Source organism: Microvirga subterranea, from assembly GCF_003350535.1.
GTDB classification, from domain to species: Bacteria; Pseudomonadota; Alphaproteobacteria; order Rhizobiales; family Beijerinckiaceae; genus Microvirga; species Microvirga subterranea.
Genome location: NZ_QQBB01000004.1, coordinates 380,964 through 406,300, shown reverse-complemented (window position 1 = coordinate 406,300; position 25,337 = coordinate 380,964). Strand labels below are relative to the sequence as shown.

Below are 25,337 nucleotides of genomic sequence, written 5' to 3'. Positions count from 1 at the left end.
CGATGAGAAGACTTTAGAACTGCCGCTTGCATAACGGAAACGAATGTTCATTATATCGAAGATAATGACCTGTTATGGAGACGATCCATGCCGCACAATCTCGACGTCAGCCTGATCAGGGCCTTCGTGACCGTGGTGGATTCCGGCGGCATGACGGCCGCCGGCAACGTTCTCAACCTCACCCAGGCGGCGGTCAGCCAGCAGGTCAAGCGGCTGGAGGAGATGCTGGGCGAGGAGCTCATCACCCGCGACCGGCGCGGCATGAAGCTCACGAGCGCTGGCGAGCGCCTGTTCGGCCGAGCCAAGCGGCTGCTCGCCCTCAACGACGAGATCTGGACCGAGATGACGACGCCGGTCTACGAGGGCGAGGTGCGGCTCGGGATCCCGAGCGACATCATCACCACCTATCTGCCCACCTTCCTGAAGAACTTCGCCCGCAGCTACCCCAAGGTGCAGGTCTGCCTGCGCAGCGGATCGAGCGCGAAGCTGCGCTCGGAACTCGCCGCCGGCAAGGTCGACATCGTGCTCGCCACCGAGCTCGTGTGCGATCCCGATGGCGAGAACCTGATCATGGACCGGCTCGTCTGGGTCGGGGCCCCGGGCGGCGAAGCCGCCTACCAGCGGCCGCTGCCCGTCTCCATCGGCTGCTCCGACTGCGCCTTCCGAGCCCCCGTTCGCGAGGTGCTGCAGCAGGCCGGAATCGAGTGGCGCTCAGTGTCGGAGGTGACGAACACCACCGCCCAGGTGGCGACGGTGGCAGCCGACATCGCCGTGATGGCCTGGATGGCCTCGACGGTTCCGGAAGGATTCGAGGTGCTGGGGCGCGACTCCGGCCTGCCGCCGCTCCCACCCTTCACGGTCAATCTCTACCTGCCGAAGGCCGGCGGCAGCGCCATCGTGCAGGAACTGGCGCGCCACATCCGCCAGGCGCTGTCCGCGCCGCGGCGCATGGTGGCCTAACTCATCTCCAGCTCGAACGCGGCCGGCAGGTGGCGGGGCCAGCGGCGCGGGGCGACGAAGACCGCGTCGGCGCGCCAGGTCTTGGTGGCGGCCCAGGGATGGCGCGAGAGCCAGGCCCGCGCCGCGCGGGAGAAGCGGCGGCGCTTGGCGGGCGTGATGGCGGCGAGCGCATCGTCCATGAGGCCGCGCGCCTTCACCTCGACGAACGCGATGGTGTCGCCGCGCATGACGATGAGGTCGATCTCGCCGCCGGCCGCCGCATAGCGGCGGGCGAGAGGGCGGTAGCCCTTCATGAGCAGGAACAGCAGCGCGACCCGCTCGGCCCCGAGGCCGCGCAGGAAAGTGGCGCGCCGCCGTTCGAGCGCATTCCTCATCGGTCTTTCTTGGCGAGCGCGAGGGCGCGGGCGTAGACGTCGCGCTTGGGGATGTCGAGCTCGGCCGCCACGAGGGCCGCTGCGTCCTTGATGGAATGGTGCTTGAGCGCCGCCTCCAGCTTGCCGTCGAGGGCCGCGTCGGCTTCCGCCGCATGCATTTCCTTCGAAGCCTCGCCGATCAGCACCACGATCTCGCCCTTGGGCGGCCCCTCCTCGGCGAATTGCCGGGCCAGCTCCGGCAGAGTGCCGCGCCGGATCGTCTCGAACATCTTGGTGAGCTCACGCGCCACCACGGCCTGGCGCTCGCCCAGTACCTCGGCGGCATCCGCCAGCATCTCCGGCAGGCGGTGCGGGCCCTCGAAAAGCATCAGCGTGCCCGGGATCGGGCCGATCTCGGCGAGGCGCGCGCGCCGCGCGGCGCTCTTCGCCGGCAGGAAGCCCTCGAAGAAGAAGCGGTCGGTGGGCAGGCCCGACACCACCAGCGCCGTGAGGATCGCCGAGGGGCCGGGGATTGGCGTCACCGGCAGGCCCTCCTCGATGGCGGCCTGCACCAGCTTATAGCCGGGGTCCGACACCAGCGGCGTGCCCGCATCCGACACCAGCGCCAGCGCCTGTCCCTCGCGGACGCGCTGCACCATGCGCTCGCGGACGGCCTCGCTCGAATGCTCGTGATAGGCCAGGAGCGGCGTCGTGATGCCGTAATGGGCAAGCAGCGTCTTGGTCACCCGCGTGTCTTCGGCCAGCACCGCGTCGGCGGCCGCGAGCACGTTCAGGCCGCGAAGGGAGATGTCCTTGAGGTTGCCGATGGGCGTCGCCACCACGTAGAGGCCGGGGGAGAGCGGTTCCGCCTCGGCCGCGAGGCCGAAGGCCGTGAAGGAGTGGACCCGCGTCGGGGCTTCCCGCCGCCTGGTCCTGTTGTCGATTCTCTGCGTCATCGCCGTCCAGTCTCGCACGAAGGGGCGCCCGGGCGGAAGCCGGACGAGGGGCCGAGGGCCCGAAGGATGGAAACAATGTTTACTTTTGCCTGCCAGGATGGAGCCCATTGTCGAAGGCTGCTTCCATGGGGGCTTGGGAGATGGCGCGATTTGTGACCGGTTCGAGACGCCGCGCCTGGGCCGCGGTCCTGATGGCCAGCCTGACGCTTGCCGGCTGCGTCGGCTCGGGCAGCATGGTTCCACCACGTTCCGTCGGCAGGACGGCGGCGGCCGCGCCGCCCCCGCCGCCGCAGGTCGAGGAGATCGATCCCGGAGCGCCGGTCGGGTCGATCACGCCCACGCCTCCCGTCGCGTCCGCGCCGCTCGGGGCTCCCGGCGGTACGACGGTCGGGAATGGCCCGGTCCGGGTGGCCCTCATCCTGCCGCTCACCGGCCAGGGCCAGAGCGCGGTCGCGGCGCAGAGCCTGAAGAACGCCGCCGATCTGGCGCTGGCCGAGGCGCAGGGCGCCGACATCACCCTCCTGGTCAAGGACGACCGCGGCACCCCGGAGGGCGCGCGGGAAGCCGCGAGCCAGGCGGTCGCGGAAGGCGCCGAGCTGATCCTGGGCCCGCTCTTCGCCGGCTCGGTGCAGGCGGCCGGCCAGGTGGCCCGCCAGGCCGGCAAGCCGGTCGTCGCCTTCTCGACCGACACCGCGGTCGCCGGACCGGGCGTCTATCTCCTGAGCTTCCTGGTCCAGGCCGAGGTCGACCGCATCGTCGCCTACGCAGCCCAGCAGGGGCGCCGCTCGGTCGCGGCGCTCGTGCCCGAGACGACCTACGGCCGCGTCGCCGAGGCGCAGTTCCAGCAGGCCGCCGCCCGCCACGGGCTTCGCGTCGTCGACGTCGAGCGCTATCCGGCCGGGCAGCCTCAAGGCGCCGTGCAGCGGCTCGGGCGCGTGATCGCGGGACCGGCGCCGCAGGCGGATTCGGTGTTCATCCCCGAGAACGGCGACGGGCTGCCGGCGGTCGCGCAGGCGCTGCAGATGGCCGGATTCGATGCCCAGCGCGTCAAGCCGCTCGGCACGGGCATCTGGAACGAGCAGCGGGTCCATGCCCTGCCGGCGCTCCAGGGCGGCTGGTTCGCGGCGCCCGACAACCGCGGCTTCCAGGCCTTCGCGGCCCGCTATCGCGCACGGTACAACACGGATCCGATCCGCCTCGCGACGCTGTCCTACGACGCGGTGACGCTTGCGGTGGCGCTCAACCGGGCGCGCGGCCCGCAACGCTATACGGAGGGCGTGCTGACCGATCCGGCGGGATTTGCCGGCGCGGACGGCGTGTTCCGCTTCAAGCCCGACGGCACCAACGACCGCGCGCTCGCCGTGCAGGAGATCCGCGACGGCGCCGCCGTGATGGTCAGCGGCGCGCCGCGCACGCTCGTGGCGAGCAACTAGAGCCGTCACGCGCGCGACAGCGTCGCGCTCAAGTTGGGCTTGTTGTTGAGGGTCTGGAACACCACGCAGTAGCGCTCGGTCAGCTTGAGAAGCTGGTCGACCTTTTCCTGCGGCGCGTCCGTGTCGACCTCGAAGGTGAGGCGGATGTCCTTGAAGCCGACCGGCGCGGTCTTGTCGACGCCGAGGGTGCCGCGGAAATCGAGGTCGCCCTCCGCCTTCACGGCGCCGTGGCGCAGGTCGATCTCGAGCGCCGTCGCCACCGCCTTCAAGGTCACGCCCGCGCAGGCCACGAGGGCTTCGAGCAGCATGTCGCCCGAGCACAGCTCCGCGCCCGATCCGCCGGTCGCCGGATGCAGGCCCGCGACGGCCAGTGCGCGGCCGGTCTCGACCTTGCAGGCGATGTGCTGGTCGTCGAGGGTGCCCTGCGCCTTCAGGGTGATGACGGCGGCGTTCGGGTCGTTGCGGTATTGATCCTTCAGCGGCGCCTGCAGGGCGCGCAGTTCGGTCGAGTCCATGAGCGTCGGTCCTTGGGTTAAAGTCACCACCAGAGCGCGGCGGCCTGACGGTCTTTCTCGCGCTGCGGCTGTTTGTGCGGTGTATTGAGCGATTGGTCCAGAGCCGTCAGCACGCGACGCACCGACGATTCGAACGGCAGCCCCGTTTTGTCACGGGGACGGGCGAGGCTCAAGGACAGCTCGTCGAAGATGCGGCCGGGCTTGGGCTGCATGACGATGGCGCGGTCGGCCAATGTCACCGCCTCCTGCACGTCGTGCGTCACGAGCACGACCGTGGGGCGCGTCTCCTCCCACAGGCCGAGGAGATGCTCGTGCAGGCTCGCGCGGGTGAAGGCGTCGAGCGCCGAGAACGGCTCGTCGAGGAGCAGGACCTTCGGGTTCGTGACGAACGCGCGGGCGATCGCCACGCGCTGCTGCTGACCGCCGGAGAGGTCGCGGGGCCAGCGGTCCGCGTGCTCCACGAGGCCGATCTTTTCGAGCGCATGGTGCACGCGGCCTTTGCGCTCGGCGGCGCTCACGCCGTCGAGGCCGAACGCGATGTTGTCGAACACCGTCAGCCACGGCAGGAGCCGCGGTTCCTGGAACACGATGCCGATGGCCGGGTGCGGGCCTGAGAGCGGTTCGTCGTCGAGGCGGATCGCGCCCGCGCTGGCGCGGTCGAGACCGGCGATGAGGCGCAGCAAGGTGGTCTTGCCGCAGCCCGATCCGCCGATCAGCGCGACGATCTCGCCCTCGTGGACCGAGAGGTTGATGTCGGACAGCGCCCGCGTACCGTCGGCGTAGATCTTGGAGAGGTGTTCGAGGTTCAGCATGTCAGAGCCTCTCCCGCACGGTGTCCTGCCAGCGCACCAGCGGCCTGGTGCCGTAGACCAGGAGACTGTCGGCGATCTTGCCGAGAAGCGCGAAGGCGATGATGGCTGCGAGGATCTGGTCGGGCTTGCCCATCTGCTGGCCGTCGACGAGCAGGTAGCCGAGGCCCTCCGAGGCGCCCATGAACTCCGCCGCGACCACGAACATGAAACCGAGCCCGAGGCCCGAACGCAGGGCGATCAGGGCTTCGGGCAACACCGCGGGAAGCAGGATGCGCCGGGCGAGCTTGAGGCGCGAGAGCCGGAACACGTGGCCGACCTCGACGAGCTTGCGGTCGACGGACAGGATCGCGCCCGCGATGCCGAGATAGACCGGGAAGAACACGCCGACCGCGATGAGCGCCACCTTCGAGGCCTCGAAGATCCCGAGCCACAGGATGAAGAGCGGCACCCAGGCGATGGACGGAATCGCGCGCAGCGCCTGAAGGGTCGGATCAAGCAGGTAGCGCGCGGTCCTGATCGAGCCCGAGAGGGCGCCGAAGACGATTCCCGCCGCGGCGCCGATCACGAAGCCGACGATCACGCGCCAGAGCGTGGCCCAGACATGGGTCCACAACTCGCCGGTCTCGGAGAGCGCCAGAAGCGTCGCGACGATGCGGCTCGGCGGCGGCACGAGGCGGCCCTGCGCGATGCCGAAATGAACGGCGGCCTCCCACAGGAGGGCGATCAGGACAGGCAATAAGAAGCCGAGAAGAAGACGCCAGTCGAAGGTCCGGCGCTTCCTCTCGGCAAGGGGAGGGGCCGCGAGAGCGGCGGCACCCTTGAGGGAGGACCAGGCTTGGCTTTCGGCTTGGCCTGTCACGGCGCTCTCCCGTGATGAAGCTTCTTAGCGCGACGCGGTCGCGAAGCTGCGGTCGATGAGGGAATCGACAGCGGCCTTCACGTCGGTCTCGGGCGTGATGACGCCCGCCTGCTGGAGCGCGAGGCCGGCGGCCAGGATCGTGTCGACCTGCGGCTGGCCGATGGTCGAGTGCGTCAACTCCGTGCGTTCGAGCTGGCGCTCGATCACCGTCTCCGGCAGCTTGGTGTAGGTCACGAGGGTCTTCTTCAACTCGGCCGGGTTGGCGAGCGAATAGGCGCGCGCCTCCTCGTAGGCCTTCAGGACCCGCTTCACGAGGGCGGGGTTCTCCTTGGCGAAGGCCTCGCTGACGTTGAGCACGCCCCAGGTGTTGGCGCCCGCATTGCGGTAGAAGAGCTGCGCGCCGCTCTCCACCTCGGCGGCCGCCATCAGCGGGTCGAGACCGGCCCAGGCGTCCACGTCGCCGCGCTCCAGGGCCGTGCGGCCGTCCGGGTGCTGCAGCAGGACGAGCTTCACGTCTTTCTCGGTGAGCTTGGCCTCCTGCAGGGCGCGCACCAGGAAGATGTGCGGGTCGGTGCCGCGGGTGACGGCGACGCGCTTGCCCTTCAGGTCCTCGACCTTGGCGATGCCCGTGTCCCGGCGGGTGACGAGCGCGGTCCATTCGGGACGCGAATAGACGTAGATCGACTTGATCGGATTGCCGTTGATCTTGCCGATCAGGGCGGCTGCGCCCGCCGTGGAGCCGAAGTCGATCGACCCCGCGTTGAGGAACTCGAGGGCCTTGTTGGAGCCGAGCGACTGCACCCAGCGCACCTTGATGCCGTCCTTCTCCAGTTCCTTCTCGAGGAAGCCCTTGTCCTTGAGGACGAGGCTGACCGGGTTGTAGGTGGCGAAGTCGATGCGGATCTCCTTCGGCTGGGCGAGGGCGCCCGCGGCGAAGGAGGTCAGGCCCGTGGCGAGGGAAGCGGCGAGGAGGAGGCGGCGGGTGAGGCTCATCGTGTCGGGTCCCATGGTGTGCGCATGGGACCTCGGACCGTGGGATCCTGGCGCCCGGCGCTTTAGCTGCACTTGTTTCGCGCCCGCAAGCTGCTTGCTCAAATCGGCGCGTGTCCTTTTTGTAGGACGATGCGTTTCTTATGTCAAACAAAGTTTTGTATAAAGAACAGATCCGCTGCTGCGACGAATGTCCACGACGTCTCCCATGGGCGATGTTCGGTGAAAGTGCTAATCCGGCAGAACCTGCGAAAATGGTCGCCCCGAGAACGGTCGCTGATGTCCACTCTCCTGCCCGAGACGATCCTGAAGAACCTGGGAGACGAGCCTCTGCGCGACCCCACGCTCCTGCGCTCCCGGCTGGTTCCCGACCTGAAGCTCTATCTCGACCAAGGGCGGGAGGCCGCGGAGGCGCAGCTTCTCAGGACCCAGAACGGCCTCGACTGCGCCCGCTACCTGTCGGCCCGCATGGACGGCCTCGTCCGCTGCGTGCACGATGCGGTCGTGCGCCACCTCTACCCGGCCGCCAATCCGTCCAGCGGCGAGCGCCTCGCGGTCGTGGCCACCGGTGGCTACGGGCGCGGCACGCTGGCGCCGGGCTCGGACGTCGATCTCCTGTTCCTGCTGCCCTACAAGCAGACCGCCTGGAGCGAGAGCGTGGTCGAGGCCATGCTCTACGTGCTCTGGGACCTCAAGCTGAAGGTCGGCCACGCGACGCGCTCCGTGGAGGACTGCATCCGCGAGGCCGGGGCCGACATGACGATCCGCACGTCGCTCCTGGAGGCCCGCTTCCTGTTCGGCGACCGGGACCTCTACGACACGCTGACCGTGCGCTTCGACGCCGAGATCGTCGCGACCTCCGCGCCCGACTTCGTCGACGCGAAATTGAAGGAACGCGACGCGCGCGTTGCCAAGGCCGGCGCGTCGCGCTACCTCGTCGAGCCCAACGTCAAGGACGGCAAGGGCGGACTGCGCGACCTCAACACCCTGTTCTGGATCGCCAAGTACGTCTACCGGGTGCGCGAGCCCGAGGAGCTGGTGAAGGCGGGGCTCTTCACGCCCGACGAGTTCAAGCTCTTCGCACGCTGCGAGGAGTTCCTGTGGCGCGTGCGCTGCCACCTGCACTTCGTCACCGGGCGCGCGGAGGAGCGGCTCACCTTCGATCTCCAGCGCGTCATCGCGGAGCGCATCGGCTCCACGGGCCGCAGCGGCCTGTCGGGCGTCGAGCGCTTCATGAAGTCCTACTTCCGCATCGCCAAGGACGTGGGCGATCTGACCGCCATCGTGTGCGCGGAGCTCGAAGGACGCCAGGCGAAGCGCCGCCCGGTGCTCGACCGCATGTTCGGCCGTTTCCGCCGCCGCCGCGGCGGCGCGCTCACGGGCAGCGACTTCATCATCGACAATGACCGCATCAACGTCAGCGGCGAGACCGCGTTCGTGCGCGATCCGGTCAACCTCATCCGCCTGTTCTGGATGGCCGACCGGCACAACCTGCCGATCCATCCCGACGCGACGCGCCTTGCCACGCGCTCTCTGTCGCTGATCGGTCCGGGGCTTCGCAATGACCCGGAGGCGAACCGGCTCTTCCTCGACATCCTCACGTCGAAGAATGTGCCCGAGGTGGTGCTGCGCCGCATGAACGAGGCGGGCGTCCTGGGGCGCTTCATCCCGGATTTCGGCCGCATCGTCGCGATGATGCAGTTCAACATGTACCACCACTACACGGTGGACGAGCACCTGCTGCGCTCCATCGGCGTCCTGACCGAGATCGAGACCGGGCAGTACGGCCACGAGCATCCGCTCGTGAACCAGATCTTCCCGTCGATCCAGAACCGCCGCGCCCTCTACGTGGCGGTGTTCCTGCACGACATCGCCAAGGGGCGCCCGCAGGACCATTCGGAGGCGGGCGCCGTCATCGCCCGCAAGCTCGGGCCCCGCTTCGGCCTGACGAAGGCCGAGACCAACACGGTGGCGTGGCTCGTCGAGCATCACCTCCTGATGTCGAACACGGCGCAGAGCCGCGACCTGTCGGATCCGGCGACCATCAAGAGCTTCGCCGAGGTGGTGCAGACCATGGAGCGCCTGAAGCTGCTCCTCGTGCTCACGGTGGCCGACATCCGCGCCGTCGGGCCCGGCGTCTGGACCGGCTGGAAGGGGCAGCTCCTGCGCAACCTCTACCACGAGACCGAGGTGGTGCTGGGCGGCGGCGCCACCGACATGGCGCGCTCCGAGCGCGTGCGCCTCGCCCAGGAGCAGCTGCGCGCCGAGCTTCCCGACTGGACGGAAGGCGAGTTCGAGTCTTACGCGGCGCGCCATATGCCCGCCTACTGGCTCAAGACCGACGAGACCCGCCGCGCCAAGCAGGCCCGCTTCGTACGGGAATCGGAAAAAGCCGGCCGCACGGTCACCACCTGCTTCGCGACCGACCATTTCCGCGGCGTGACGGAGCTCACGGTCCTCTCGCCGGACCACCCACGGCTTCTCGCCATCATCACCGGCGCCTGCGCGGCGGCGGGGGGCAACATCGTGGATGCGCAGATCTTTACCACCACCGACGGCATGGCACTCGACACCATCGTGCTCTCCCGCGCCTTCGACAGGGACGAGGACGAGCTTCGCCGGGCCGAGCGGGTCGCCAAGGGCATCGAGCGGGCCCTGAAGGGGGAGGTGAAGATCGCCGACCTGGTGGACGGCAAGCGCCCGGTGAAGGAGCGGTCCAGGACCTTCCACGTGCCCCCGGAGGTCTCCATCGACAACTCCCTGTCGAGCCGCCAGACCGTGATCGAGATCTCGGGCCTCGACCGGCCGGGCCTGCTCTACGACCTCACGACGGCCTTGGGGAAGCTCAACCTCAACATCGCCTCGGCCCACATCGTGACCTTCGGCGAAAAGGCCGTGGACGTGTTCTACGTGACCGACCTGACCGGCACCAAGGTGACCCATGCGGGCCGACAGGCCACCATCCGCCGGACCCTGCTCGACGTATTCAAGTCCGAGGAAAGCGCCCCGCCGCAGCGGCGCAGCGCTTGATTTGTGCCGCCGGGGACATGATATGTGGCCCGACCCCTTTCAAACCCACCTCAGTTGATCGACGATGAAGCCGAACGACACGGAAAACCAGAACACGACCCCGCAGGCCGAGCCGGCCGAGGCCACCGCCGGTGCTCCCGGCGCCGCCGCGAACGATGCCCAGCCGCAAGGCGCGTCGGATCCGGTCGCCGCTCTCCAGGCTGAGAACGCGGATCTGAAGGACAAGCTCCTGCGCCTGATGGCCGACATGGAGAACCTGCGCCGCCGCACGGCGCGGGAGATCGTGGATGCCCGCACCTATGCGGTCACGAACTTCGCCCGTGACATGCTCAACGTGGCCGACAACGTCCGCCGCGCCATCGAGAGCGTGCCGGACGAGGCCCGCGGCACCGCCGAGGGCGCCTTCAAGGGCCTGATCGAGGGCATCGACCTCACCGAGCGCGACCTCCTCAACACCCTGGAGCGCCACGGGGTCAAGAAGCTCGACCCGCAGGGCCAGAAGTTCGACCCGAACGTGCATCAGGCCATGTTCGAGGTCCCGAACCCGGACGTCCCCACCGGCACGGTCGTCCAGGTGGTGCAGTCCGGCTACGTGATCGGCGACCGGGTCCTGCGCCCAGCCCTCGTGGGCGTCGCCAAGGGCGGCCCGAAGGCTCCCAACGGCGCCGGCCCCGAAGGCGCGGACACCCCCTCCGCCGCCTCGTAGGCAGGGTTCCGGCCGACCTGACACGGCGGTTCTTTTCCGTGTCACCGGCGGAACCGGCCGGAACACGCGCTGTTGGCCTCCGAACCAATGTCCGGAGGCGACGGTGCGCTTTCTTCCGACCCGGGTGCACGGGATCATCGATTATCTCTGGGGCGCCGCGCTCCTCGCAAGCCCCTGGATCCTGGGCTTCGCCGGTATCACGGCGGCCAGGTGGATCGCCGTGGCGTTCGGCCTGGGCGCCATTCTCTACAGCCTCGTCACCGCTTACGAGCTCGGCCTCTTGCCGGTGCTGCCGATGCCGCTGCATCTGGTGCTCGACGGGGTGGCCGGCTTCATCCTGGCCATCACGCCCTGGGGCTTCGGCTTCGCCGGGCAGGTGGTCTGGCCCTTCGTCCTGTTCGGGCTGTTCTCGGTGGCGGCGAGCTTGGTGACCCGATTGCAGCCGGCGCGGAGTCCCGGCCGGCGGAGCATCCACGCCGCCCGGTGACTGCAGGCGGGGTCAGGGATTCATGTCGACGCTGTCGATGATGGAGCGGAAGCGTGGCAGGGTTTTGTCGCGGTCGCCCTCCCGCACGAGACCGACCATGCGCACGTAGCGGTCCGGCTCGAACCGGATCGTCTGCATGACCACGATGGGCTCGCCCGTGGGCGCGTCCTTCGCCCGCGCCACGATCTCGTGCCAGTCCTGCCCTTTGAACCGGAAGGATTCCGATCGCTCGAACACCACGTCCTTAAGAAGCTGGTTCGAGTTCAGCGCCGCCCTGGCGAACTGCTCGCGCCGCTCGCCGGGAGGGGGCGGGGGCTGGAGCGAGGCCGCCATGATGGCGACCGGCTGCTCCATCGCCTTGATGGTGTCATTCGGGCCGTCGGTGAAGAGGATCGAGTTGCCCGACAGCACCCGCACGGGCCGGAAGCCCGCCTTGTCGCCGATCCGGAAGGGCAGGGCCGAGACCTGCTCCTCCAGCGAGATGGGGCCGCGCAGGGCGACGCTCTTGAGCGCGCTGCGCATCTGGTCCTCGCTGTAGCCGTCCTGGCCACCCTGCACCTGGGCGATCAGGAGCGCCGTCAGGTCCTTGCCCTTCACGGCCAGCACCCATTTCCGGCCCTTGACCGGCCCGGTCATGGCGCCGGCGATGAGAACGCCGGTCTTGTCGCCCACCTTCACGGTCTCGCGGGCCTTTACGTCGAGGCCCTGGTGCTTGAGCGCCTCCTTGGTCAGGCCCGCCGTGAGCTGGTCGTAGGCGGCCGGAGGCATCTCCGAGATGGTGATGGCGGCGGCCCGCTCCTCGTTCTCGAAGCCGTTGAAGCGCTTCGAGAGCACCATGTCCTGCGGCGGCACGATGCCGACCCGCGAGGCGGGCGGAAAGACGGGCTCGGCCGCAAGCGCGGTCCCGATCGAGAGGGTGAAGCCGATGGCGGCGGCAGCGAAACCTTTCAGTCCCATGCGGTCCTCCGGAATGTCTGTCTCCTAGGCTTAAAGCGGCACCTTCACCCGGCGCAAGGTCAGATTGAGCCGGCCCCCCTGCGGCAGCAGGTCCGAGGTTCCGGGGAGGAGCCGGTCGATCCCGTGGTGGATCAGCCGCGCCGGGCCGCCGAAAACGATGGCGTCGCCCGAGCGCAGGCGCACCGATTTGGTCGGGTCCTTCCGGTCGAGGCCGCCATAGCGGAAGAGGGCGGTGTCGCCGAGGGAGAGCGACACGACCGGGGCGTCGAACTCCTCCTCGTCCTTGTCCTGGTGCAGTCCCATGCGGGCCGAGGGCTCGTAGAAATTGACCAGGCAGGCATCGGGCGGATGGGGATAGCCGCTCAGCTCCTCCCAGGCCCGAAGGATTTGACCGGGCATCGGCGGCCACGGCGCGCCCGTCTCCGGATGGGTCGGCTGGTAGCGGTAGCCGTCGACGTCCGACACCCAGCCCAGCGCCCCACAGTTGGTCATGCGCACGGAGAACGGCTTGCCCGTGCGGGGCATGCGCGGCACGTAGAGCGGCGCCGCCCGGGTGATCCCGCGCAAGGCCGCCAGCAGGTTCTCCTGCGCCGGGCGGTCGAGGTAGTCGGGATGGTAGACGAGGCCGGGCGCGAGGGTGAGGGCGGGCATGGGCAAGAACCTAATCCCGTTCGTGGCTCCATGCCACCGGGTGCTAGGCCGCTCACCGGCTATCACTGGGGCCTGACCCGCAAGCAGGCGATTTTGGGGTGGGAGGCCGGGCAGGGCCGGGTTTAGCATCTCCGGCCTCACGGCTGGCGGTAGCAGAAATCGGTGTACCGCCCAACGCAGCGCCAACCGGAGTGGTTGGTGCTGACCGCGGATACGTCGTGAGCAGGAAGCCCGTTCCATAGAACGAAGCAGGATCCGGCCACGAAAGGCAGGCTGACCGCCAGGAGCACCCAGACTCGGTCCCAGTCGCCGAGCCGCGCCAGGTTGAAGGCGTGGAAGAGGAAGAACCCGGCGACCGCAGCAAATATGATGACCATGATGGCGGTCATGGCCCTGCTCCTGTTCCACAGGAATCAAGACAAGGTTATAGAGTATCTTTCAGGCATGGCGATCGCCATGTCTTCAGCCATGGGTCGCTGGGCCGACATTCTAAGGCTCCCGGATACAGAACTTGTAGCGACCGCTGGTGCAATGCCATCCAGGAGGAAACCCTATGGCCTGATCCACAGGCCCATCAGGGCCGGACGTAGGCAGCCCGTTCCACAGAACCCAACCCGATGCTACGACGAAAGGAAGGCTTCCGGCGAGGGAGATCCAGAACCCGTCCCGTTGACCGGATCGCCTGAAACGAATGGCTGAAAGCAGCAGGAGGCTGCCGATTGCCGCAAATACGATAGCCACGATGATATCGACCATGGGACCCGTCCGACCATGCGGATGAAGCCCGGAAAGATAACCTATACGGTATCACATAACGATGCGTTCCGGCACTAAATCCGATTATGAATGGTCTCCGAAGGAGGATTAGGGGGGTCGCGTGATTGTCCCTATTGCAGAGCTGCAACAGCCCTCCTTCCGACGGATAGCGGGCGAAACAAGCCTTCAAGATCGTCTTGCAGGCCTCAAGAGCCCTTCTTATATCAGCGCCAGCACAGGAACGGCCGGCATCGGACGGATCCTGGCACGTGAATGTTCAACCATAACAGCCATGGGCCGAGCTGCTTTTTTGGGCTCGGCGGTCTGCTTGAAAGTGAGGGATCCCGCCATGGGTAAGGTCATCGGTATCGACCTCGGCACCACCAATTCCTGCGTCGCCGTGATGGAAGGCACGCAGGCCAAAGTCATCGAAAACGCGGAAGGCGCGCGGACGACCCCGTCCATCGTGGCCTTCACGGACGAAGGCGAGCGCCTCGTCGGCCAGCCGGCCAAGCGCCAGGCGGTCACGAACCCCGAGCGCACCTTCTTCGCCATCAAGCGCCTGATCGGGCGCACCTTCGACGACCCCATGACCAAGAAGGACATGGGCCTCGTTCCCTACAAGATCGTCAAGGGCGGCAACAACGACGCCTGGGTCGAGGCGGACGGCAAGACCTATTCGCCCTCGCAGATTTCGGCCTTCACCCTTCAGAAGATGAAGGAGACGGCGGAGGCCTATCTCGGCCAGCCGGTGACCCAGGCCGTCATCACGGTTCCGGCCTACTTCAACGACGCCCAGCGCCAGGCCACCAAGGACGCCGGCAAGATCGCCGGCCTTGAGGTCCTGCGCATCATCAACGAGCCGACCGCGGCCGCGCTCGCCTACGGCCTCGACAAGAAGCAGCACGGCACGATCGCGGTCTACGACCTCGGCGGCGGCACCTTCGACGTGTCGATCCTCGAGATCGGCGACGGCGTGTTCGAGGTGAAGTCCACCAACGGCGACACCTTCCTGGGCGGCGAGGACTTCGACATGCGCCTCGTCGAGTACCTCGCGGCCGAGTTCAAGAAGGAGCAGGGCATCGACCTGACCAAGGACAAGCTCGCCCTGCAGCGCCTGAAGGAAGCGGCCGAGAAGGCCAAGATCGAGCTCTCCTCGGCCTCGCAGACCGAGATCAACCTGCCCTACATCACGGCGGATGCGTCGGGTCCGAAGCACCTCGCCATGAAGCTCTCGCGCGCCAAGTTCGAGTCGCTCGTCGACGACCTGGTGCAGAAGACCATCGAGCCCTGCCGCAAGGCCCTCAAGGATGCCGGCCTCTCGGCCGGTCAGATCGACGAGGTGGTCCTGGTCGGCGGCATGACCCGCATGCCGAAGATCCAGGAAGTGGTGAAGACCTTCTTCGGCAAGGAGCCCCATAAGGGCGTAAACCCGGACGAGGTGGTGGCCATCGGCGCGGCCGTCCAGGCCGGCGTGCTCCAGGGCGACGTCAAGGACGTCCTGCTCCTCGACGTGACCCCGCTCTCGCTCGGCATCGAGACCCTCGGCGGCGTCTTCACCCGTCTGATCGACCGCAACACGACGATCCCGACAAAGAAGAGCCAGGTGTTCTCCACCGCGGAGGACAACCAGAACGCCGTGACGATCCGGGTCTTCCAGGGCGAGCGCGAGATGGCCGCGGACAACAAGCTGCTCGGCCAGTTCGACCTGATGGGCATCCCGCCGGCCCCGCGCGGCGTGCCGCAGATCGAGGTGACCTTCGACATCGACGCCAACGGCATCGTGAACGTCACCGCGAAGGACAAGGCCACCGGCAAGGAGCAGCAGATCCGCATCCAGGCCTCGGGCGGCCTGTCGGACGCCGACATCGACAAGATGGTGAAGGACGCCGAGGCCCACGCCGAGGAGGACAAGAAGCGCCGCGAGCTGGTCGAGGCCAAGAACCAGGGCGAGAGCCTCGTTCACTCGACCGAGAAGTCGCTCAAGGAGTACGGCGACAAGGTCGCCGAGTCCGACAGGCAGGGCATCGAGACCGCCATCGACGCGCTCAAGCAGGCGCTCGCCGGTGACGATTCCGAGGTCATCAAGGCCCGCACGACGGACCTGATGCAGGCCTCCATGAAGCTCGGCGAAGCCATGTATCAGGCCTCGCAGGCCGGCGCCGGCGAAGGCACCGGCGAGGCCGGCGCCGAAGAGCCCAAGAAGGACGACGTCATCGACGCCGACTTCCAGGAAGTCGACGAGGGCGACAAGAAGAAGCGCGCCTAATCCCATGACGGCGTCTTGAAGAATGCGGCACCCGGTTGCTATGGCCGGGTGCCGTTTTCATGAAAGACGGGTTGAAAGGTTCAAAAACAACGATGATCGACATGCCGACCCAGATCCGCGACGCCCTTACACCGCTGCCCCCGACCGGCGGGCGCGCATCCCGGCGCCGGATCCTCGGCATGACGGGGCGGCCCGCCGCCTCAAGGGGCGACTGACATGTCCAAACGTGACTATTACGAGGTTCTCGGCGTCGCGAAGACCGCCACCGAAGCGGAGATGAAATCCGCCTTCCGCAAGCTCGCGATGCAGTACCACCCGGACCGCAACCCGGGCGACCACGAGGCCGAGGTCAAGTTCAAGGAAATCAACGAGGCGTACCAGACCCTCTCCGACGCGCAGAAGCGAGCGGCCTACGACCGCTTCGGCCATGCGGCCTTCGCCAATGGCGGCGCGGGTGGCCCCGGCTTCGGCAACGACTTCTCCGACTTCATGTCGGACATCTTCGAGAACTTCTTCGGCGAGACCCGCGGGCGCGGCGGGCGCAGCACCAGTGGCCGCGAGCGCGGCGCCGACATGCGCTACAACCTGGAGATCTCCCTCGACGAGGCCTTCCACGGCAAGACCGCCGAGCTCAAGATCCCGACCTCGATCACCTGCGAGGTCTGCGCAGGGTCAGGCGCCAAGGCGGGCTCGAAGCCCAAGGCCTGCCCGACCTGCGGCGGCGCGGGCCGTGTGCGGGCGACGCAAGGCTTCTTCTCCATCGAGCGCACCTGCCCGAACTGCCACGGCCGCGGCGAGATCATCGACGATCCGTGCCCCAATTGCGGCGGCGCAGGCCGCGTGACCCGCGAGCGCACGCTCTCGGTCAACATCCCGGCCGGCGTCGAGGACGGCACCCGCATCCGCCTCGCGGGCGAAGGCGAGGCCGGGCTTCGCGGCGGGCCGCCGGGGGACCTCTACATCTTCCTGTCCCTCAAGCCCCACCCGTTCTACCAGCGCGACGGGGCGGACCTGTTCTGCCGCGTGCCGATCTCCATGGTGACGGCGGCGCTCGGCGGCGAGTTCCACGTGCCCACGCTCAGCGGCACCGACGCCCTGGTCAAGGTTCCCGAGGGCACCCAGTCGGGCAAGCAGTTCCGCCTGCGCGGAAAGGGCATGCCGGTCCTGCGCTCGCGGGACGTGGGCGACCTCTACATCCAGGTTGTTGTGGAAACTCCGCAGAAGCTGTCGAAGCGCCAGCGCGAGCTTCTGACGGAGTTCGAACAGGAATGCTCCAAGGAAAACAACCCGGAGAGCTCGGGCTTTTTCACCCGGGTCCGCGAGTTCTTCGACGGTCTGAGTGGATCCACTTAGCTTGACGGTCGTTTTCTCTGAGTTCTAAAGAACCGATGTGATCCGCCCGCGCGAGGGACCTCCGACGTGCATCAATCGTTCCAAAGGCCACGGCCCCGGAAGCTGCCGATCGGCAAGGACCGCTTCGAGGACGAAGCCCGCTTTCTCCGGTCGTGGCTGGAACGGCCCCTCGTGGTGGGGGCCGTCATGCCGTCGGGCAAGATGCTCGCCCGCACCATGGCGGCCTTCGTGGACCCCCGCATCCCCGGTCCCATCATCGAGCTCGGGCCCGGCACAGGCCCGGTCACCGATGCCCTCGTGCGCCGGGGCGTGGCGCAGGACCGGCTGGTCCTCGTCGAGTACAACCCGGATTTCTGCCAGCTCCTGAAGCGGCGCTTCCCGAAGGCCACCATCGTCCAGGGCGACGCCTACGACCTGGGCGAGACCCTGTCGGGGGTCCTCGAAGAACCGGCGGCCGCGACCGTCTCCAGCCTGCCGCTCTTCACCAAGCCCATGGACCAGCGCCTGGACCTGCTCGAGGCGGCGCAGGCGCTGATGCATCCGGACGCCCCCTTCATCCAGTTCACCTATGCGGTCGTGCCGCCGATCCCGGCCCGCTCGCAGGGCTACCGCACCCGCGCCTCGAACCGCATCTGGCGCAATCTCCCCCCGGCCCGCGTCTGGGTCTACAACAAGGTCGCCACCCCATGAGCACAGCGATGTCCCTCCGCCAGGATTCCACTCCAGCCGGGGACGTCCGCGACAGGCTCATCATCGGTCTGGACCTGCCCTCCGTGGAGGAGGCGCGCCGCACGGTCGACCGGATCGGCGAGGCCGGCACCTTCTACAAGATCGGCTACCAGCTCGCCTATGCGGGCGGGTTCGAGCTCGCCCGGGAACTCGTCGCCGGGGGCAAGAAGGTCTTCCTCGACCTCAAGCTCCACGACATCGGCAACACGGTCGAGGAGGGCGTGCGCTCGGTGGCCCGCCTCGGCGCGACGTTCCTCACCGTCCATGCCTATCCGCAGACCATGCGGGCGGCCGTGGCCGGCAGGGCCGGCTCGTCCCTGAAGATCCTCGCCGTCACCGTGCTGACCTCCTACGACCAGCAGGACCTCGCGGAGGCCGGCTACGCGCCCGGCCTCACGCCCGCCGAGCTCGTCGAGCGACGCGCCGTCCAGGCCCGCGACATCGGCATCGACGGCATCGTCTGCGCCGCCCCTGAAGCCGCGCGCGTGCGCGCCGTCGTCGGCCCGGACCGGCTCATCGTGACCCCGGGCATCCGCCCGGCGGGCGCGGAGGCCGGCGACCAGAAGCGCATCGTGACGCCTGCCGAGGGCATCCGGCTCGGCGCCGATCACCTCGTGGTGGCGCGGCCCATCATCAAGGCAGCGGATCCGCGCGCGTCGGCCGAGGCCATCGTGGCGGAGATCGCCGGGGCGGTTTGAGGTCCATACCGTCATTCCGGGGCCGCAAAGCGGAGCCCGGAACCCACAAACACAAGCATTTCCGGAATGGACGATCAGCGTCCCGCCTCTTCCTGCATCTTCGGCGATTATGGGTTCCGGGCTCGGCGCTAACGAGCCGCCCCGGAATGACGTGGGAGCAGTTTCAGGATGACACCGGACCTTGACGCCGCAGCCCTCATGCCGTTCGTTTCCCCGTCACGCTTGTCCAAGGAGTCGCCATGCCCAAAGGCTATGTCATCGCCCGCGTCACCGTCACGGATCCCGAGGCCTATGCGGAATATGCTAAGGGCGCCACGGCGGCGATCAGGCAATATGGCGGGCGGCCCCTCGTGCGCGGCGGCGCCTATGAGGCGCTGGAGGGTGAGGCGCGGGCGCGCAACGTGGTGATCGAGTTCGACTCGGTGGAGCAGGCGCGCCGCTATTATCATTCCCCCGAATATCAGGCCGCCAAGGCCAAGCGCGACGGCGCCTGCGTGGCGGAGTTCGTTCTCGTGGAAGGAGCTTGAGTGATGGCGAAGGGATACTGGATCGGCCGGGTCGACGTGCAGAACCCGGAGGCCTACCAGAACTACGTGAAGGCCAATGCGGCGGCTTTTTCAAAGTACGGCGCCCGCTTCCTGGTGCGCGGCGGAAACTTCGAGGCCGTCGAAGGCGCGGCCCGCGCCCGCAACGTGGTGATCGAGTTCCCGAGCTACGAGCAGGCGCTCGCCTGCTGGAACTCGCCCGAATACGCGGCCGCCAAGGCCGAGCGGGACGGCCACGCGGTCGCCGAGATCATCGTGATCGAGGGCTACGACGGGCCGCAGCCGGGATGAGCCGGGGCGGCTACGCCATCCGGGCCGCCCGGCCGGACGACCTTGCAGCCCTGGCCGGGGTAGAGCGCTCCGCCGCCGTGACCTATTTCGCGGCGCTCGGCGAGCCGCACGGAATCCCCGACGCCATGCCGCCGGAGGCGCTCGAATCCTGCCATGCGGCCGGGCTTCTCTGGGTCGCGGCCGACCGGCATGACGCGCCGGCGGGCTTCCTGGCCGCGCAGGTCGTCGACGGCATGCTTTTCGTGAAGGAGATGAGCGTCGCCCGCGCGCACCAGCGCGCCGGGCTCGGCCGCCGGCTGATGCGGACCGCGGAGGAGCATGCGCAAGAGGCGGGCTTCGCGGCCGTCGCGCTGACGACCGACCGCCTGATCCCGTTCAACGGTCCGTTCTACGCGAGGCTCGGCTTCGCCGAGGTGGCGCTCGCGGAGGCTTCGCCCGGCCTCCGGCGGATCGTCGCCGAGGAAATCGCCGCGGGTTTCGATCCGGCGCGCCGGATCGTGATGACGAAGCCGCTCGCTGCTTTGCAGGCACCGAGCACCCCGCTATATCGGGAAGAGGTTTAAGGAGATCCTGGCATGACCGAGATGCGTCTCGTCGTCGTAGGCGCGGCCGGCCGCATGGGGCGCATGCTCATCAAGGCGGTGGCCGAGGCCGAAGGTTGCGCCCTCGTAGGCGCGATCGAGCGGAAGGGCTCGGAGGTGATCGGACAGGATGCGGGGCTGCTTGCCGGAACCGGCCTGCTCGACGTGGAGGTGACGGACGACCCGCTCCCCGTCTTCGCCCAGGCCGACGGGGTGCTCGACTTCACGGCGCCCGCCGCCACCGTCGCCTTCGCGGCGCTCGCGGCCCAGGCCCGGATCGTCCACGTGATCGGCACCACGGGCCTCCAGGAGGCGGAGTTCGCCAAGCTCGAAGCCGCTGCCCGCCATGCCCGCATCGTCCAGTCCGGCAACATGTCGCTCGGCGTGAACCTGCTCGCGGGCCTCGTGCGCAAGGTCGCGGCGACTTTGGGCGAGGACTACGACATCGAGGTCCTGGAGATGCACCACCGCATGAAGGTGGATGCGCCCTCCGGCACCGCGCTCCTCCTCGGCGAGGCGGCCGCGGAAGGCCGCAAGATTTCCCTGAAGGACCGCTCGGTGCGCAGCCGCGACGGCCATACCGGCGCGCGCAATCCCGGCGACATCGGCTTCGCGACCCTGCGCGGCGGCACGGTGGTAGGCGAGCACACGGTGATGTTCGCCGGCCCCGGCGAGCGGCTGGAGCTGTCGCACCGGGCCGAGGACCGGAGCATCTTCGCCCGCGGCGCCGTCCGGGCCGCGCTCTGGGGCTTCGACAAGAAACCCGGCTACTACACCATGGCCGACGTGCTCGGCCTCGCGGATCTGTAACGCTTCTTCCCACCCATCGGAGACCCTCATGGATCGCCTTCTCGTGCTCGTTCGCCACGGCCAGAGCGAATGGAACCTCAAGAACCTGTTCACCGGCTGGAAGGACCCGGGCCTCACCGAACTCGGCATCGAGGAGGCGCGCACGGCCGGCCGGCGCCTGAAGGAGATGGGGCTGCAATTCGATGTCGCGTACACGTCCGACCTGTCGCGGGCGCAGCGCACCTGCAAGCTCATCCTCGACGAGATCGCGCAGCCGCAACTGCCGACCATCGCCGACCAGGCCCTGAACGAGCGCGACTACGGCGACCTCGCCGGCCTCAACAAGGACGACGCCCGCGCCCGCTGGGGCGAGGATCAGGTGCATCTGTGGCGCCGCTCCTACGACGTGCAGCCGCCCGGCGGCGAGAGCCTGAAGGACACGGTCGCCCGCGTGCTGCCCTACTACATCCGCGAGATTCTGCCCCGCGTGATGCGCGGCGAGCGCGTGCTGGTGGCCGCCCACGGCAACTCGCTGCGCGCCCTCGTGATGGTGCTCGACGGCCTGACGCCCAAGACCATCCCGTCCCTGGAGCTCGCCACCGGCATCCCGCTCGTCTACCGGCTCAACCCGGACACGACGGTTGCCGACAAGAAGGTGCTTGAGGGATAAGGCGCGAAGCCGCCGTCATTCCGGGTTTTCGCACCCGGAATGACGGCCCGGTGCTCACGAAGCGAATGCCCCCGTCTCCCACCCCAGGATCGCCTGCTTGCGGGTGAGGCCCCAATGATAGCCGGTGAGCGCGCCGGAGCGTCCCAGCACCCGGTGGCACGGGACCACGAAGGAGATCGGGTTCTTGCCCACGGCCGCGCCGACTGCGCGGGCTGCGGCGGGCTTGCCGATGTGACGGGCGATGTCGGAATAGGTGGTGGCCCGGTCGCGGGGGATCCGCAGCAGGGTCTGCCAGACCCGGACCTCGAAATCGGTGCCGATCAGGACCACCCGCAGGGGCTGCTCCGCCTGCCAGCGGCCGGGGTCGAAGATGCGGCCGGCCAGGGGCGCGGTGGCGGCGTCGTCCTCGACGTATTCGGCCTTGGGCCAGCGCCGGGTCATGTCGGCGAGCGCCGCCGCCCGGTCGCCGTCGTCCACGAAGCCGAGGCCCGCGAGGCCCCGCTCAGTCGCGATCAGGACCGCCTCGCCGAAGGGCGAGGGGTGGAAGCCGTAGCGCATGGTAAGGCCCGCGCCGCCGGCCTTGTAGTCGCCCGGCGTCATGGCCTCGTGGGTGACGAAGAGGTCGTGCAGCCGCGCCGGCCCCGACAGGCCGACCTCATAAGTTGCGTCGAGCACGCTGGCGGAGTCCGTCAGCAAGGCCTTGGCGTTGTCGAGGGTGATGGCCTGGAGAAAGGCCTTGGGGCTCAGGCCCGACCAGCGCCGGAAGAGATGGTGCACATGGGTGGTGGAGAGACCCACATGGTCGGCGATGGCCTCGAGCGAGGGCTGGTCGCGCCAGCGCTCCGAGATGAACGCGATGATGCGGCGCACGCGCTCGTAATCGGCCTGGGGACCTTCGGGCAGGTCGATGGCGGCGGGTTCGATGACGGTGTTGCGCAGGGTATCGAGCATGGGCGTATCCTCTCGAGCCTCATCCTAGCGACCCGGGCGCTCCCCGACACCCGTTTCCTGTGACGGGGTTTCGCTTTCGTGCGGACAACCGGCGCGCTGTCGTTCCCGGCCGGTAGACGGCCATCCGCCGATGGGTAGGATCGTGGCGCTATCGACATCGGTGGCAGAGTGAAACCGGATTTTTCCCAAACCCGAGGCCGCGATGCTGAAGCTCTATGCCCATCCCTTCTCGTCCTATTGCCAGAAGGTCCTGATCGCCCTGTACGAGAACGGGACGCCGTTCGAGTACCGCATGCTCGGCGACGAGCAGGCGGGCGCGGAGCTGGCGGCCCTGTGGCCGCTGAAGCGCTTTCCGGTCCTGGTGGACGGCGGCGAGACCGTGGTGGAATCCAGCATCGTCATCGAGCATCTCGACCTGCACCATCCGGGACCTGTCCGGTTCATGCCGGCGGATGCCCGGGCCGCCCTGCGGGTGCGGACGATGGACCGGTTCTTCGACAACTACGTCATGACCCCGATGCAGCGGATCGTGTTCGACGCGATGCGACCGGAGGAAGCGCGGGACCCGCACGGCGTGGCGGAAGCCCGCCGCATGCTCGACGCCGCCTATGCCTGGCTCGACGGCGCGATGGCCGGCCGCGAATGGGCGGCCGGGGACGGGTTCAGCCTCGCGGATTGCGCCGCCGCGCCCTCTCTGTTCTACGCCGACTGGGTGCAGCCGGTCGGCGATGCCTTCCCGCATGTGCGCGCCTATCGCGGGCGGCTGCTGGCGCGCCCGTCCTTCGCCCGCGCGGTCGACGAGGCCCGGCCCTACCGTGGGTACTTCCCGCCCGGTGCGCCGGACCGGGATTGAGGCGGGGCCGCTCCTCCGTCATTCACGGATGCAACTCCGGTCAAAACGCGGGCCCACTCTGTCATTCCGGGACTGCGGAGCAGGGCCCGGAACCCAGACCCGCCAGCGCTTCAGAAAGAGGCGATCAGTGCCACGCTTGGTCCTGTACCGTCGGCGGGTCTGGGTTCCGGGCTCGCACCTCCGGTGCGCCCCGGAATGACCGCAGCTGAGTATTCGTTCATCATTTGTTCTTGACACGCCTCGCAAGCTTGGCTATATCGTGGCGATCCGCTGCCCGAGGGACGCGCCCGAGGCGTCGGTCGCGGCGGCGGAGGCGGTGCTCGCGCGGTGCAGGTTTCGCAACCCTGCGGCCGCCGGGACGTCCGAGCGGGAGACGAGGCAGGCGGGCCTGATCGGGCAGGGCCGTCTTCATCCTCTCCTCAGCCTCGCCCGCGCCGGGGGCCCGACAAGCCTCCAGGGCTGCGCGAACGAGCGCCTTAAGGTGCATGGGGACGTCTGTGGAGTCCCGCCACATGCGCCGGAGCGCGAGGCCGGGCGGCTTGCAGCGACCATCGCGCGCGGGATGCGGTTGGCGTCCTGTGCCTTGGGCGGCTTCCCGCCCCGAACCCTTCGCGCGCGCCGCTCACGGGCCCGCGAAGCCGATCGCGTCCCGCGCTTCCCTCGCTATCGAGACGAGCCAGGACCTATCATTGAGGCTTGCCCCGGTTTAGGGCGCGAGAACGAGGAGGCGTGTCTTGGCGACCTTGCATGCGGTGACCGCCGCTTCAGTAGCCCCGCTTCACGTCGGCGAGCGCCCGGCTGAGCTCGTCGGCGAGGCTTTCCCGCTCGGAGGGGGACAGATCATGGGCCACCACCACCTGTTGGCCGCGGGACGCGAGCGTCAGCTCCTGCACGCCGAACTCGTCGTCCACCTGCCGGTGGAGGCGTGTCCAGAGCGGGTTGAAGCGCCATTCCCGCACCTCGCCGCGATGGGTCACCTTGCGCAGCAGCAGGCGGATCGGGGTCAGCTCGAGAAGTTCGAAGGCGTCGCCGCGGCGATAGCTCATCCGGAACGCGATGTAGAGGCCGAGGAAGTCGAGGCCGAAGAAGCCGGCGACCGGCCAGAAGCCCATCACCACGAACGGGATGCTGGCGACGATCGACGTGAGGCAGACCAGCACCATCACGACCTTGAAGCCCTGCGGGCTCAACGACCTGTGCGGCCGGATCACGACCGAGAAAACGGGTCGCTCGAACCGGTCCGAATCCGCCATTGTCGCCTTGCCGCCTGCCATAGCCCAGATATAACGCAGCCATGTCCGATCTGAAGCGGTCTTCGCGCCGCATTTCCACACCGAAGCCAGCACCGGACGTCCCGGTCGCCAAGGCCCCCGCCAAAGTCTCCGCGAAGCCGGCCGCGAAGGCCGCACGCACCCGTGCGCCCAAGCCCGTCGACAAGGCGACGATGCTCGAGATCTTCCGCCGCTTCCACGAGGCGATGCCCGAGCCCAAGGGGGAGCTGGAGCACACGAACCCATACACACTCCTCATCGCTGTGGCGCTCTCGGCGCAATCGACCGATGTCGGCGTCAACAAGGCCACCCGCGAGCTCTTCCGCGTCGCCGACACGCCGCAGAAGATGCTGGCGCTCGGAGAGGACGGGCTGAAATCCCACATCAAAACCCTGAACTTCTTCAACACCAAGGCCCGGAACGTGATCGCCCTGTCGCGGCGCTTGGTGGAGGAGTTCGGCGGCGGGGTGCCCAATTCCGTCGAGATCCTGGAGACGCTTCCGGGGGTCGGCCGCAAGACCGCGAGCGTGGTGGTCAACATCGCCTACGGCGACCCGCGCATCGCCGTCGATACGCACATCTTCCGCGTCGCCAACCGCATCCCGCTCGTGGTCACCAAGACGCCGCTGGACACGCAAGTGGCGCTCGAGGCGCTGATCCCGGACCAGTACCGCCTCCACGCCCATCACTGGCTGATCCTGCACGGCCGCTACGTGTGCAAGGCGCGCAAGCCTGAATGCTGGCGCTGCCCGATCAGCGACCTGTGCCGCTTCCCCGATAAGACGCTGGGGTAGCGCAGACTGTCATTCCCGGCCGGAGGTGGCGCAAGCCACCGGAGGGGAAGGGAATGCAGTCACACGCACGACAGAATG

At 68.3% G+C, this 25,337-nt stretch carries 27 protein-coding genes and 1 pseudogene; 17 read left to right on the top strand and 11 right to left on the bottom strand.

The annotated features are described in order from the left end of the window. The first annotated feature begins 87 nt into the window (after nucleotides 1–87). The gene (locus tag DES45_RS12730) at nucleotides 88–960 is read left to right on the top strand and encodes a LysR family transcriptional regulator (protein ID WP_114770371.1); all 873 of its coding nucleotides are present in this window, start codon (nucleotides 88–90) and stop codon (nucleotides 958–960) included. On the opposite strand, the gene DES45_RS12725 is transcribed toward DES45_RS12730, so the two are convergent. Together DES45_RS12725 and rsmI are read right to left on the bottom strand one after the other, a co-directional pair. Continuing rightward, a complete protein-coding gene (locus DES45_RS12725; protein ID WP_114770370.1) occupies nucleotides 957–1,334 on the bottom strand; it encodes a YraN family protein in 378 nt (125 codons plus the stop codon). The two genes, DES45_RS12730 and DES45_RS12725, sit on opposite strands and share 4 nt — an antisense overlap. After that, a complete protein-coding gene (gene rsmI, locus DES45_RS12720) occupies nucleotides 1,331–2,269 on the bottom strand; it encodes a 16S rRNA (cytidine(1402)-2'-O)-methyltransferase (protein ID WP_114770369.1) in 939 nt (312 codons plus the stop codon). Before rsmI ends, DES45_RS12725 begins: the two co-directional genes overlap by 4 nt. Nucleotides 2,270–2,409: 140 nt before the next feature. On the opposite strand from rsmI, the gene DES45_RS12715 reads away from it, so the two are divergent. Further along, nucleotides 2,410–3,702, top strand: a complete 1,293-nt coding sequence (locus tag DES45_RS12715) for a penicillin-binding protein activator (protein WP_114770496.1) — start codon at nucleotides 2,410–2,412, stop codon at nucleotides 3,700–3,702. A 5-nt stretch (nucleotides 3,703–3,707) separates the two neighbouring features. On the opposite strand, the gene DES45_RS12710 is transcribed toward DES45_RS12715, so the two are convergent. The 4 genes from DES45_RS12710 to DES45_RS12695 are packed head-to-tail and all read right to left on the bottom strand — an operon-like array spanning nucleotide 3,708 to nucleotide 6,881. After that, nucleotides 3,708–4,217: an OsmC family protein gene (locus DES45_RS12710; protein ID WP_114770368.1), complete on the bottom strand. Its 510-nt coding sequence runs from the start codon at nucleotides 4,215–4,217 to the stop codon at nucleotides 3,708–3,710. Nucleotides 4,218–4,240: 23 nt separating this feature from the next. Next, nucleotides 4,241–5,029 (bottom strand): ABC transporter ATP-binding protein, encoded by a 789-nt coding sequence (locus DES45_RS12705; protein ID WP_114770367.1) that lies wholly within the window; start codon nucleotides 5,027–5,029, stop codon nucleotides 4,241–4,243. A gap of 1 nt (nucleotide 5,030) precedes the next feature. Then, nucleotides 5,031–5,888 carry an ABC transporter permease gene (locus tag DES45_RS12700; RefSeq protein ID WP_114770366.1) on the bottom strand — a complete coding sequence of 286 codons (858 nt, stop codon included), beginning with the start codon at nucleotides 5,886–5,888 and terminating at the stop codon, nucleotides 5,031–5,033. Between the two features lie 24 nt (nucleotides 5,889–5,912). After that, a complete protein-coding gene (locus DES45_RS12695) occupies nucleotides 5,913–6,881 on the bottom strand; it encodes an aliphatic sulfonate ABC transporter substrate-binding protein (RefSeq protein ID WP_114770495.1) in 969 nt (322 codons plus the stop codon). 276 nt (nucleotides 6,882–7,157) lie between these two features. Between DES45_RS12695 and DES45_RS12690 the strand changes: the two genes are divergently transcribed. The 3 genes from DES45_RS12690 (at nucleotide 7,158) to DES45_RS12680 (ending at nucleotide 11,101) form a co-directional block, all read left to right on the top strand. Then, nucleotides 7,158–9,908: a [protein-PII] uridylyltransferase gene (locus DES45_RS12690; protein WP_114770365.1), complete on the top strand. Its 2,751-nt coding sequence runs from the start codon at nucleotides 7,158–7,160 to the stop codon at nucleotides 9,906–9,908. A 64-nt stretch (nucleotides 9,909–9,972) separates the two neighbouring features. Further along, nucleotides 9,973–10,614 carry a nucleotide exchange factor GrpE gene (grpE, locus tag DES45_RS12685; RefSeq protein WP_114770364.1) on the top strand — a complete coding sequence of 214 codons (642 nt, stop codon included), beginning with the start codon at nucleotides 9,973–9,975 and terminating at the stop codon, nucleotides 10,612–10,614. 103 nt (nucleotides 10,615–10,717) lie between these two features. Beyond that, on the top strand, nucleotides 10,718–11,101 hold the full coding sequence (locus DES45_RS12680; protein WP_114770363.1) for an SPW repeat domain-containing protein: 384 nt from the start codon (nucleotides 10,718–10,720) through the stop codon (nucleotides 11,099–11,101). A 12-nt stretch (nucleotides 11,102–11,113) separates the two neighbouring features. On the opposite strand, the gene DES45_RS12675 is transcribed toward DES45_RS12680, so the two are convergent. Then, complete coding sequence (locus tag DES45_RS12675) at nucleotides 11,114–12,058, bottom strand: hypothetical protein (protein ID WP_114770362.1); 945 nt, start codon at nucleotides 12,056–12,058, stop codon at nucleotides 11,114–11,116. A gap of 30 nt (nucleotides 12,059–12,088) precedes the next feature. Beyond that, nucleotides 12,089–12,709, bottom strand: a complete 621-nt coding sequence (locus DES45_RS12670) for an alpha-ketoglutarate-dependent dioxygenase AlkB family protein (protein ID WP_114770361.1) — start codon at nucleotides 12,707–12,709, stop codon at nucleotides 12,089–12,091. On the opposite strand from DES45_RS12670, the pseudogene DES45_RS12665 reads away from it, so the two are divergent. Continuing rightward, a pseudogene (locus tag DES45_RS12665) lies at nucleotides 12,696–12,835 on the top strand (MGMT family protein); the annotation flags it as partial. The gene DES45_RS12670 and the pseudogene DES45_RS12665 sit on opposite strands and share 14 nt — an antisense overlap. A gap of 11 nt (nucleotides 12,836–12,846) precedes the next feature. Here DES45_RS12665 and DES45_RS12660 read toward each other — a convergent pair. Next, nucleotides 12,847–13,098, bottom strand: coding sequence for a hypothetical protein (locus tag DES45_RS12660; RefSeq protein ID WP_114770360.1), 252 nt, complete (start codon nucleotides 13,096–13,098; stop codon nucleotides 12,847–12,849). 716 nt (nucleotides 13,099–13,814) lie between these two features. Here DES45_RS12660 and dnaK point away from each other — a divergent pair. The 9 genes from dnaK (at nucleotide 13,815) to DES45_RS12615 (ending at nucleotide 21,390) form a co-directional block, all read left to right on the top strand. Then, nucleotides 13,815–15,734: a molecular chaperone DnaK gene (gene dnaK, locus DES45_RS12655; RefSeq protein WP_114770359.1), complete on the top strand. Its 1,920-nt coding sequence runs from the start codon at nucleotides 13,815–13,817 to the stop codon at nucleotides 15,732–15,734. Nucleotides 15,735–15,950: 216 nt separating this feature from the next. Continuing rightward, a complete protein-coding gene (gene dnaJ / locus DES45_RS12650; protein ID WP_114770358.1) occupies nucleotides 15,951–17,087 on the top strand; it encodes a molecular chaperone DnaJ in 1,137 nt (378 codons plus the stop codon). A 66-nt stretch (nucleotides 17,088–17,153) separates the two neighbouring features. Then, a complete protein-coding gene (locus tag DES45_RS12645; RefSeq protein WP_114770357.1) occupies nucleotides 17,154–17,777 on the top strand; it encodes a class I SAM-dependent methyltransferase in 624 nt (207 codons plus the stop codon). Between the two features lie 8 nt (nucleotides 17,778–17,785). Then, complete coding sequence (gene pyrF, locus DES45_RS12640) at nucleotides 17,786–18,514, top strand: orotidine-5'-phosphate decarboxylase (protein WP_245571700.1); 729 nt, start codon at nucleotides 17,786–17,788, stop codon at nucleotides 18,512–18,514. A gap of 239 nt (nucleotides 18,515–18,753) precedes the next feature. Next, complete coding sequence (locus DES45_RS12635) at nucleotides 18,754–19,041, top strand: DUF1330 domain-containing protein (RefSeq protein WP_114770355.1); 288 nt, start codon at nucleotides 18,754–18,756, stop codon at nucleotides 19,039–19,041. 3 nt (nucleotides 19,042–19,044) lie between these two features. Continuing rightward, nucleotides 19,045–19,350 (top strand): DUF1330 domain-containing protein, encoded by a 306-nt coding sequence (locus DES45_RS12630; RefSeq protein ID WP_114770354.1) that lies wholly within the window; start codon nucleotides 19,045–19,047, stop codon nucleotides 19,348–19,350. Beyond that, on the top strand, nucleotides 19,347–19,913 hold the full coding sequence (locus DES45_RS12625; RefSeq protein ID WP_114770353.1) for a GNAT family N-acetyltransferase: 567 nt from the start codon (nucleotides 19,347–19,349) through the stop codon (nucleotides 19,911–19,913). Before DES45_RS12630 ends, DES45_RS12625 begins: the two co-directional genes overlap by 4 nt. A 21-nt stretch (nucleotides 19,914–19,934) precedes the next feature. Further along, nucleotides 19,935–20,741 carry a 4-hydroxy-tetrahydrodipicolinate reductase gene (gene dapB, locus DES45_RS12620; RefSeq protein ID WP_114770494.1) on the top strand — a complete coding sequence of 269 codons (807 nt, stop codon included), beginning with the start codon at nucleotides 19,935–19,937 and terminating at the stop codon, nucleotides 20,739–20,741. Between the two features lie 28 nt (nucleotides 20,742–20,769). Beyond that, complete coding sequence (locus DES45_RS12615) at nucleotides 20,770–21,390, top strand: 2,3-bisphosphoglycerate-dependent phosphoglycerate mutase (protein WP_114770352.1); 621 nt, start codon at nucleotides 20,770–20,772, stop codon at nucleotides 21,388–21,390. 54 nt (nucleotides 21,391–21,444) lie between these two features. On the opposite strand, the gene DES45_RS12610 is transcribed toward DES45_RS12615, so the two are convergent. After that, complete coding sequence (locus DES45_RS12610; RefSeq protein ID WP_114770351.1) at nucleotides 21,445–22,341, bottom strand: bifunctional helix-turn-helix domain-containing protein/methylated-DNA--[protein]-cysteine S-methyltransferase; 897 nt, start codon at nucleotides 22,339–22,341, stop codon at nucleotides 21,445–21,447. A 202-nt stretch (nucleotides 22,342–22,543) separates the two neighbouring features. On the opposite strand from DES45_RS12610, the gene DES45_RS12605 reads away from it, so the two are divergent. Beyond that, nucleotides 22,544–23,194 carry a glutathione S-transferase family protein gene (locus DES45_RS12605; protein ID WP_114770350.1) on the top strand — a complete coding sequence of 217 codons (651 nt, stop codon included), beginning with the start codon at nucleotides 22,544–22,546 and terminating at the stop codon, nucleotides 23,192–23,194. A gap of 764 nt (nucleotides 23,195–23,958) precedes the next feature. Here the strand turns inward: DES45_RS12605 and DES45_RS12600 are convergent. Then, complete coding sequence (locus DES45_RS12600; RefSeq protein WP_245571699.1) at nucleotides 23,959–24,447, bottom strand: DUF2244 domain-containing protein; 489 nt, start codon at nucleotides 24,445–24,447, stop codon at nucleotides 23,959–23,961. A 41-nt stretch (nucleotides 24,448–24,488) separates the two neighbouring features. Between DES45_RS12600 and nth the strand changes: the two genes are divergently transcribed. Next, a complete protein-coding gene (gene nth / locus DES45_RS12595) occupies nucleotides 24,489–25,259 on the top strand; it encodes an endonuclease III (protein ID WP_114770348.1) in 771 nt (256 codons plus the stop codon). Nucleotides 25,260–25,337 lie beyond the last annotated feature (78 nt).

What these genes read in the sequence shown, in the direction of transcription:
- DES45_RS12730 (WP_114770371.1), top strand. Translation starts at nt 88, where the DNA reads ATGCCGCACAATCTCGACGTCAGCCTGATCAGGGCCTTCGTGACCGTG.
- DES45_RS12705 (WP_114770367.1), bottom strand. Translation starts at nt 5,029, where the DNA reads ATGCTGAACCTCGAACACCTCTCCAAGATCTACGCCGACGGTACGCGG.
- dnaJ (WP_114770358.1), top strand. Translation starts at nt 15,951, where the DNA reads ATGTCCAAACGTGACTATTACGAGGTTCTCGGCGTCGCGAAGACCGCC.
- DES45_RS12725 (WP_114770370.1), bottom strand. Translation starts at nt 1,334, where the DNA reads ATGAGGAATGCGCTCGAACGGCGGCGCGCCACTTTCCTGCGCGGCCTC.
- DES45_RS12670 (WP_114770361.1), bottom strand. Translation starts at nt 12,709, where the DNA reads ATGCCCGCCCTCACCCTCGCGCCCGGCCTCGTCTACCATCCCGACTAC.
- grpE (WP_114770364.1), top strand. Translation starts at nt 9,973, where the DNA reads ATGAAGCCGAACGACACGGAAAACCAGAACACGACCCCGCAGGCCGAG.
- DES45_RS12660 (WP_114770360.1), bottom strand. Translation starts at nt 13,098, where the DNA reads ATGACCGCCATCATGGTCATCATATTTGCTGCGGTCGCCGGGTTCTTC.
- DES45_RS12675 (WP_114770362.1), bottom strand. Translation starts at nt 12,058, where the DNA reads ATGGGACTGAAAGGTTTCGCTGCCGCCGCCATCGGCTTCACCCTCTCG.
- rsmI (WP_114770369.1), bottom strand. Translation starts at nt 2,269, where the DNA reads ATGACGCAGAGAATCGACAACAGGACCAGGCGGCGGGAAGCCCCGACG.
- dnaK (WP_114770359.1), top strand. Translation starts at nt 13,815, where the DNA reads ATGGGTAAGGTCATCGGTATCGACCTCGGCACCACCAATTCCTGCGTC.
- nth (WP_114770348.1), top strand. Translation starts at nt 24,489, where the DNA reads ATGTCCGATCTGAAGCGGTCTTCGCGCCGCATTTCCACACCGAAGCCA.
- DES45_RS12715 (WP_114770496.1), top strand. Translation starts at nt 2,410, where the DNA reads ATGGCGCGATTTGTGACCGGTTCGAGACGCCGCGCCTGGGCCGCGGTC.
- DES45_RS12635 (WP_114770355.1), top strand. Translation starts at nt 18,754, where the DNA reads ATGCCCAAAGGCTATGTCATCGCCCGCGTCACCGTCACGGATCCCGAG.
- DES45_RS12625 (WP_114770353.1), top strand. Translation starts at nt 19,347, where the DNA reads ATGAGCCGGGGCGGCTACGCCATCCGGGCCGCCCGGCCGGACGACCTT.
- DES45_RS12690 (WP_114770365.1), top strand. Translation starts at nt 7,158, where the DNA reads ATGTCCACTCTCCTGCCCGAGACGATCCTGAAGAACCTGGGAGACGAG.
- DES45_RS12600 (WP_245571699.1), bottom strand. Translation starts at nt 24,447, where the DNA reads ATGGCGGATTCGGACCGGTTCGAGCGACCCGTTTTCTCGGTCGTGATC.
- dapB (WP_114770494.1), top strand. Translation starts at nt 19,935, where the DNA reads ATGCGTCTCGTCGTCGTAGGCGCGGCCGGCCGCATGGGGCGCATGCTC.
- DES45_RS12710 (WP_114770368.1), bottom strand. Translation starts at nt 4,217, where the DNA reads ATGGACTCGACCGAACTGCGCGCCCTGCAGGCGCCGCTGAAGGATCAA.
- DES45_RS12630 (WP_114770354.1), top strand. Translation starts at nt 19,045, where the DNA reads ATGGCGAAGGGATACTGGATCGGCCGGGTCGACGTGCAGAACCCGGAG.
- DES45_RS12605 (WP_114770350.1), top strand. Translation starts at nt 22,544, where the DNA reads ATGCTGAAGCTCTATGCCCATCCCTTCTCGTCCTATTGCCAGAAGGTC.
- DES45_RS12615 (WP_114770352.1), top strand. Translation starts at nt 20,770, where the DNA reads ATGGATCGCCTTCTCGTGCTCGTTCGCCACGGCCAGAGCGAATGGAAC.
- DES45_RS12695 (WP_114770495.1), bottom strand. Translation starts at nt 6,881, where the DNA reads ATGAGCCTCACCCGCCGCCTCCTCCTCGCCGCTTCCCTCGCCACGGGC.
- DES45_RS12610 (WP_114770351.1), bottom strand. Translation starts at nt 22,341, where the DNA reads ATGCTCGATACCCTGCGCAACACCGTCATCGAACCCGCCGCCATCGAC.
- pyrF (WP_245571700.1), top strand. Translation starts at nt 17,786, where the DNA reads ATGTCCCTCCGCCAGGATTCCACTCCAGCCGGGGACGTCCGCGACAGG.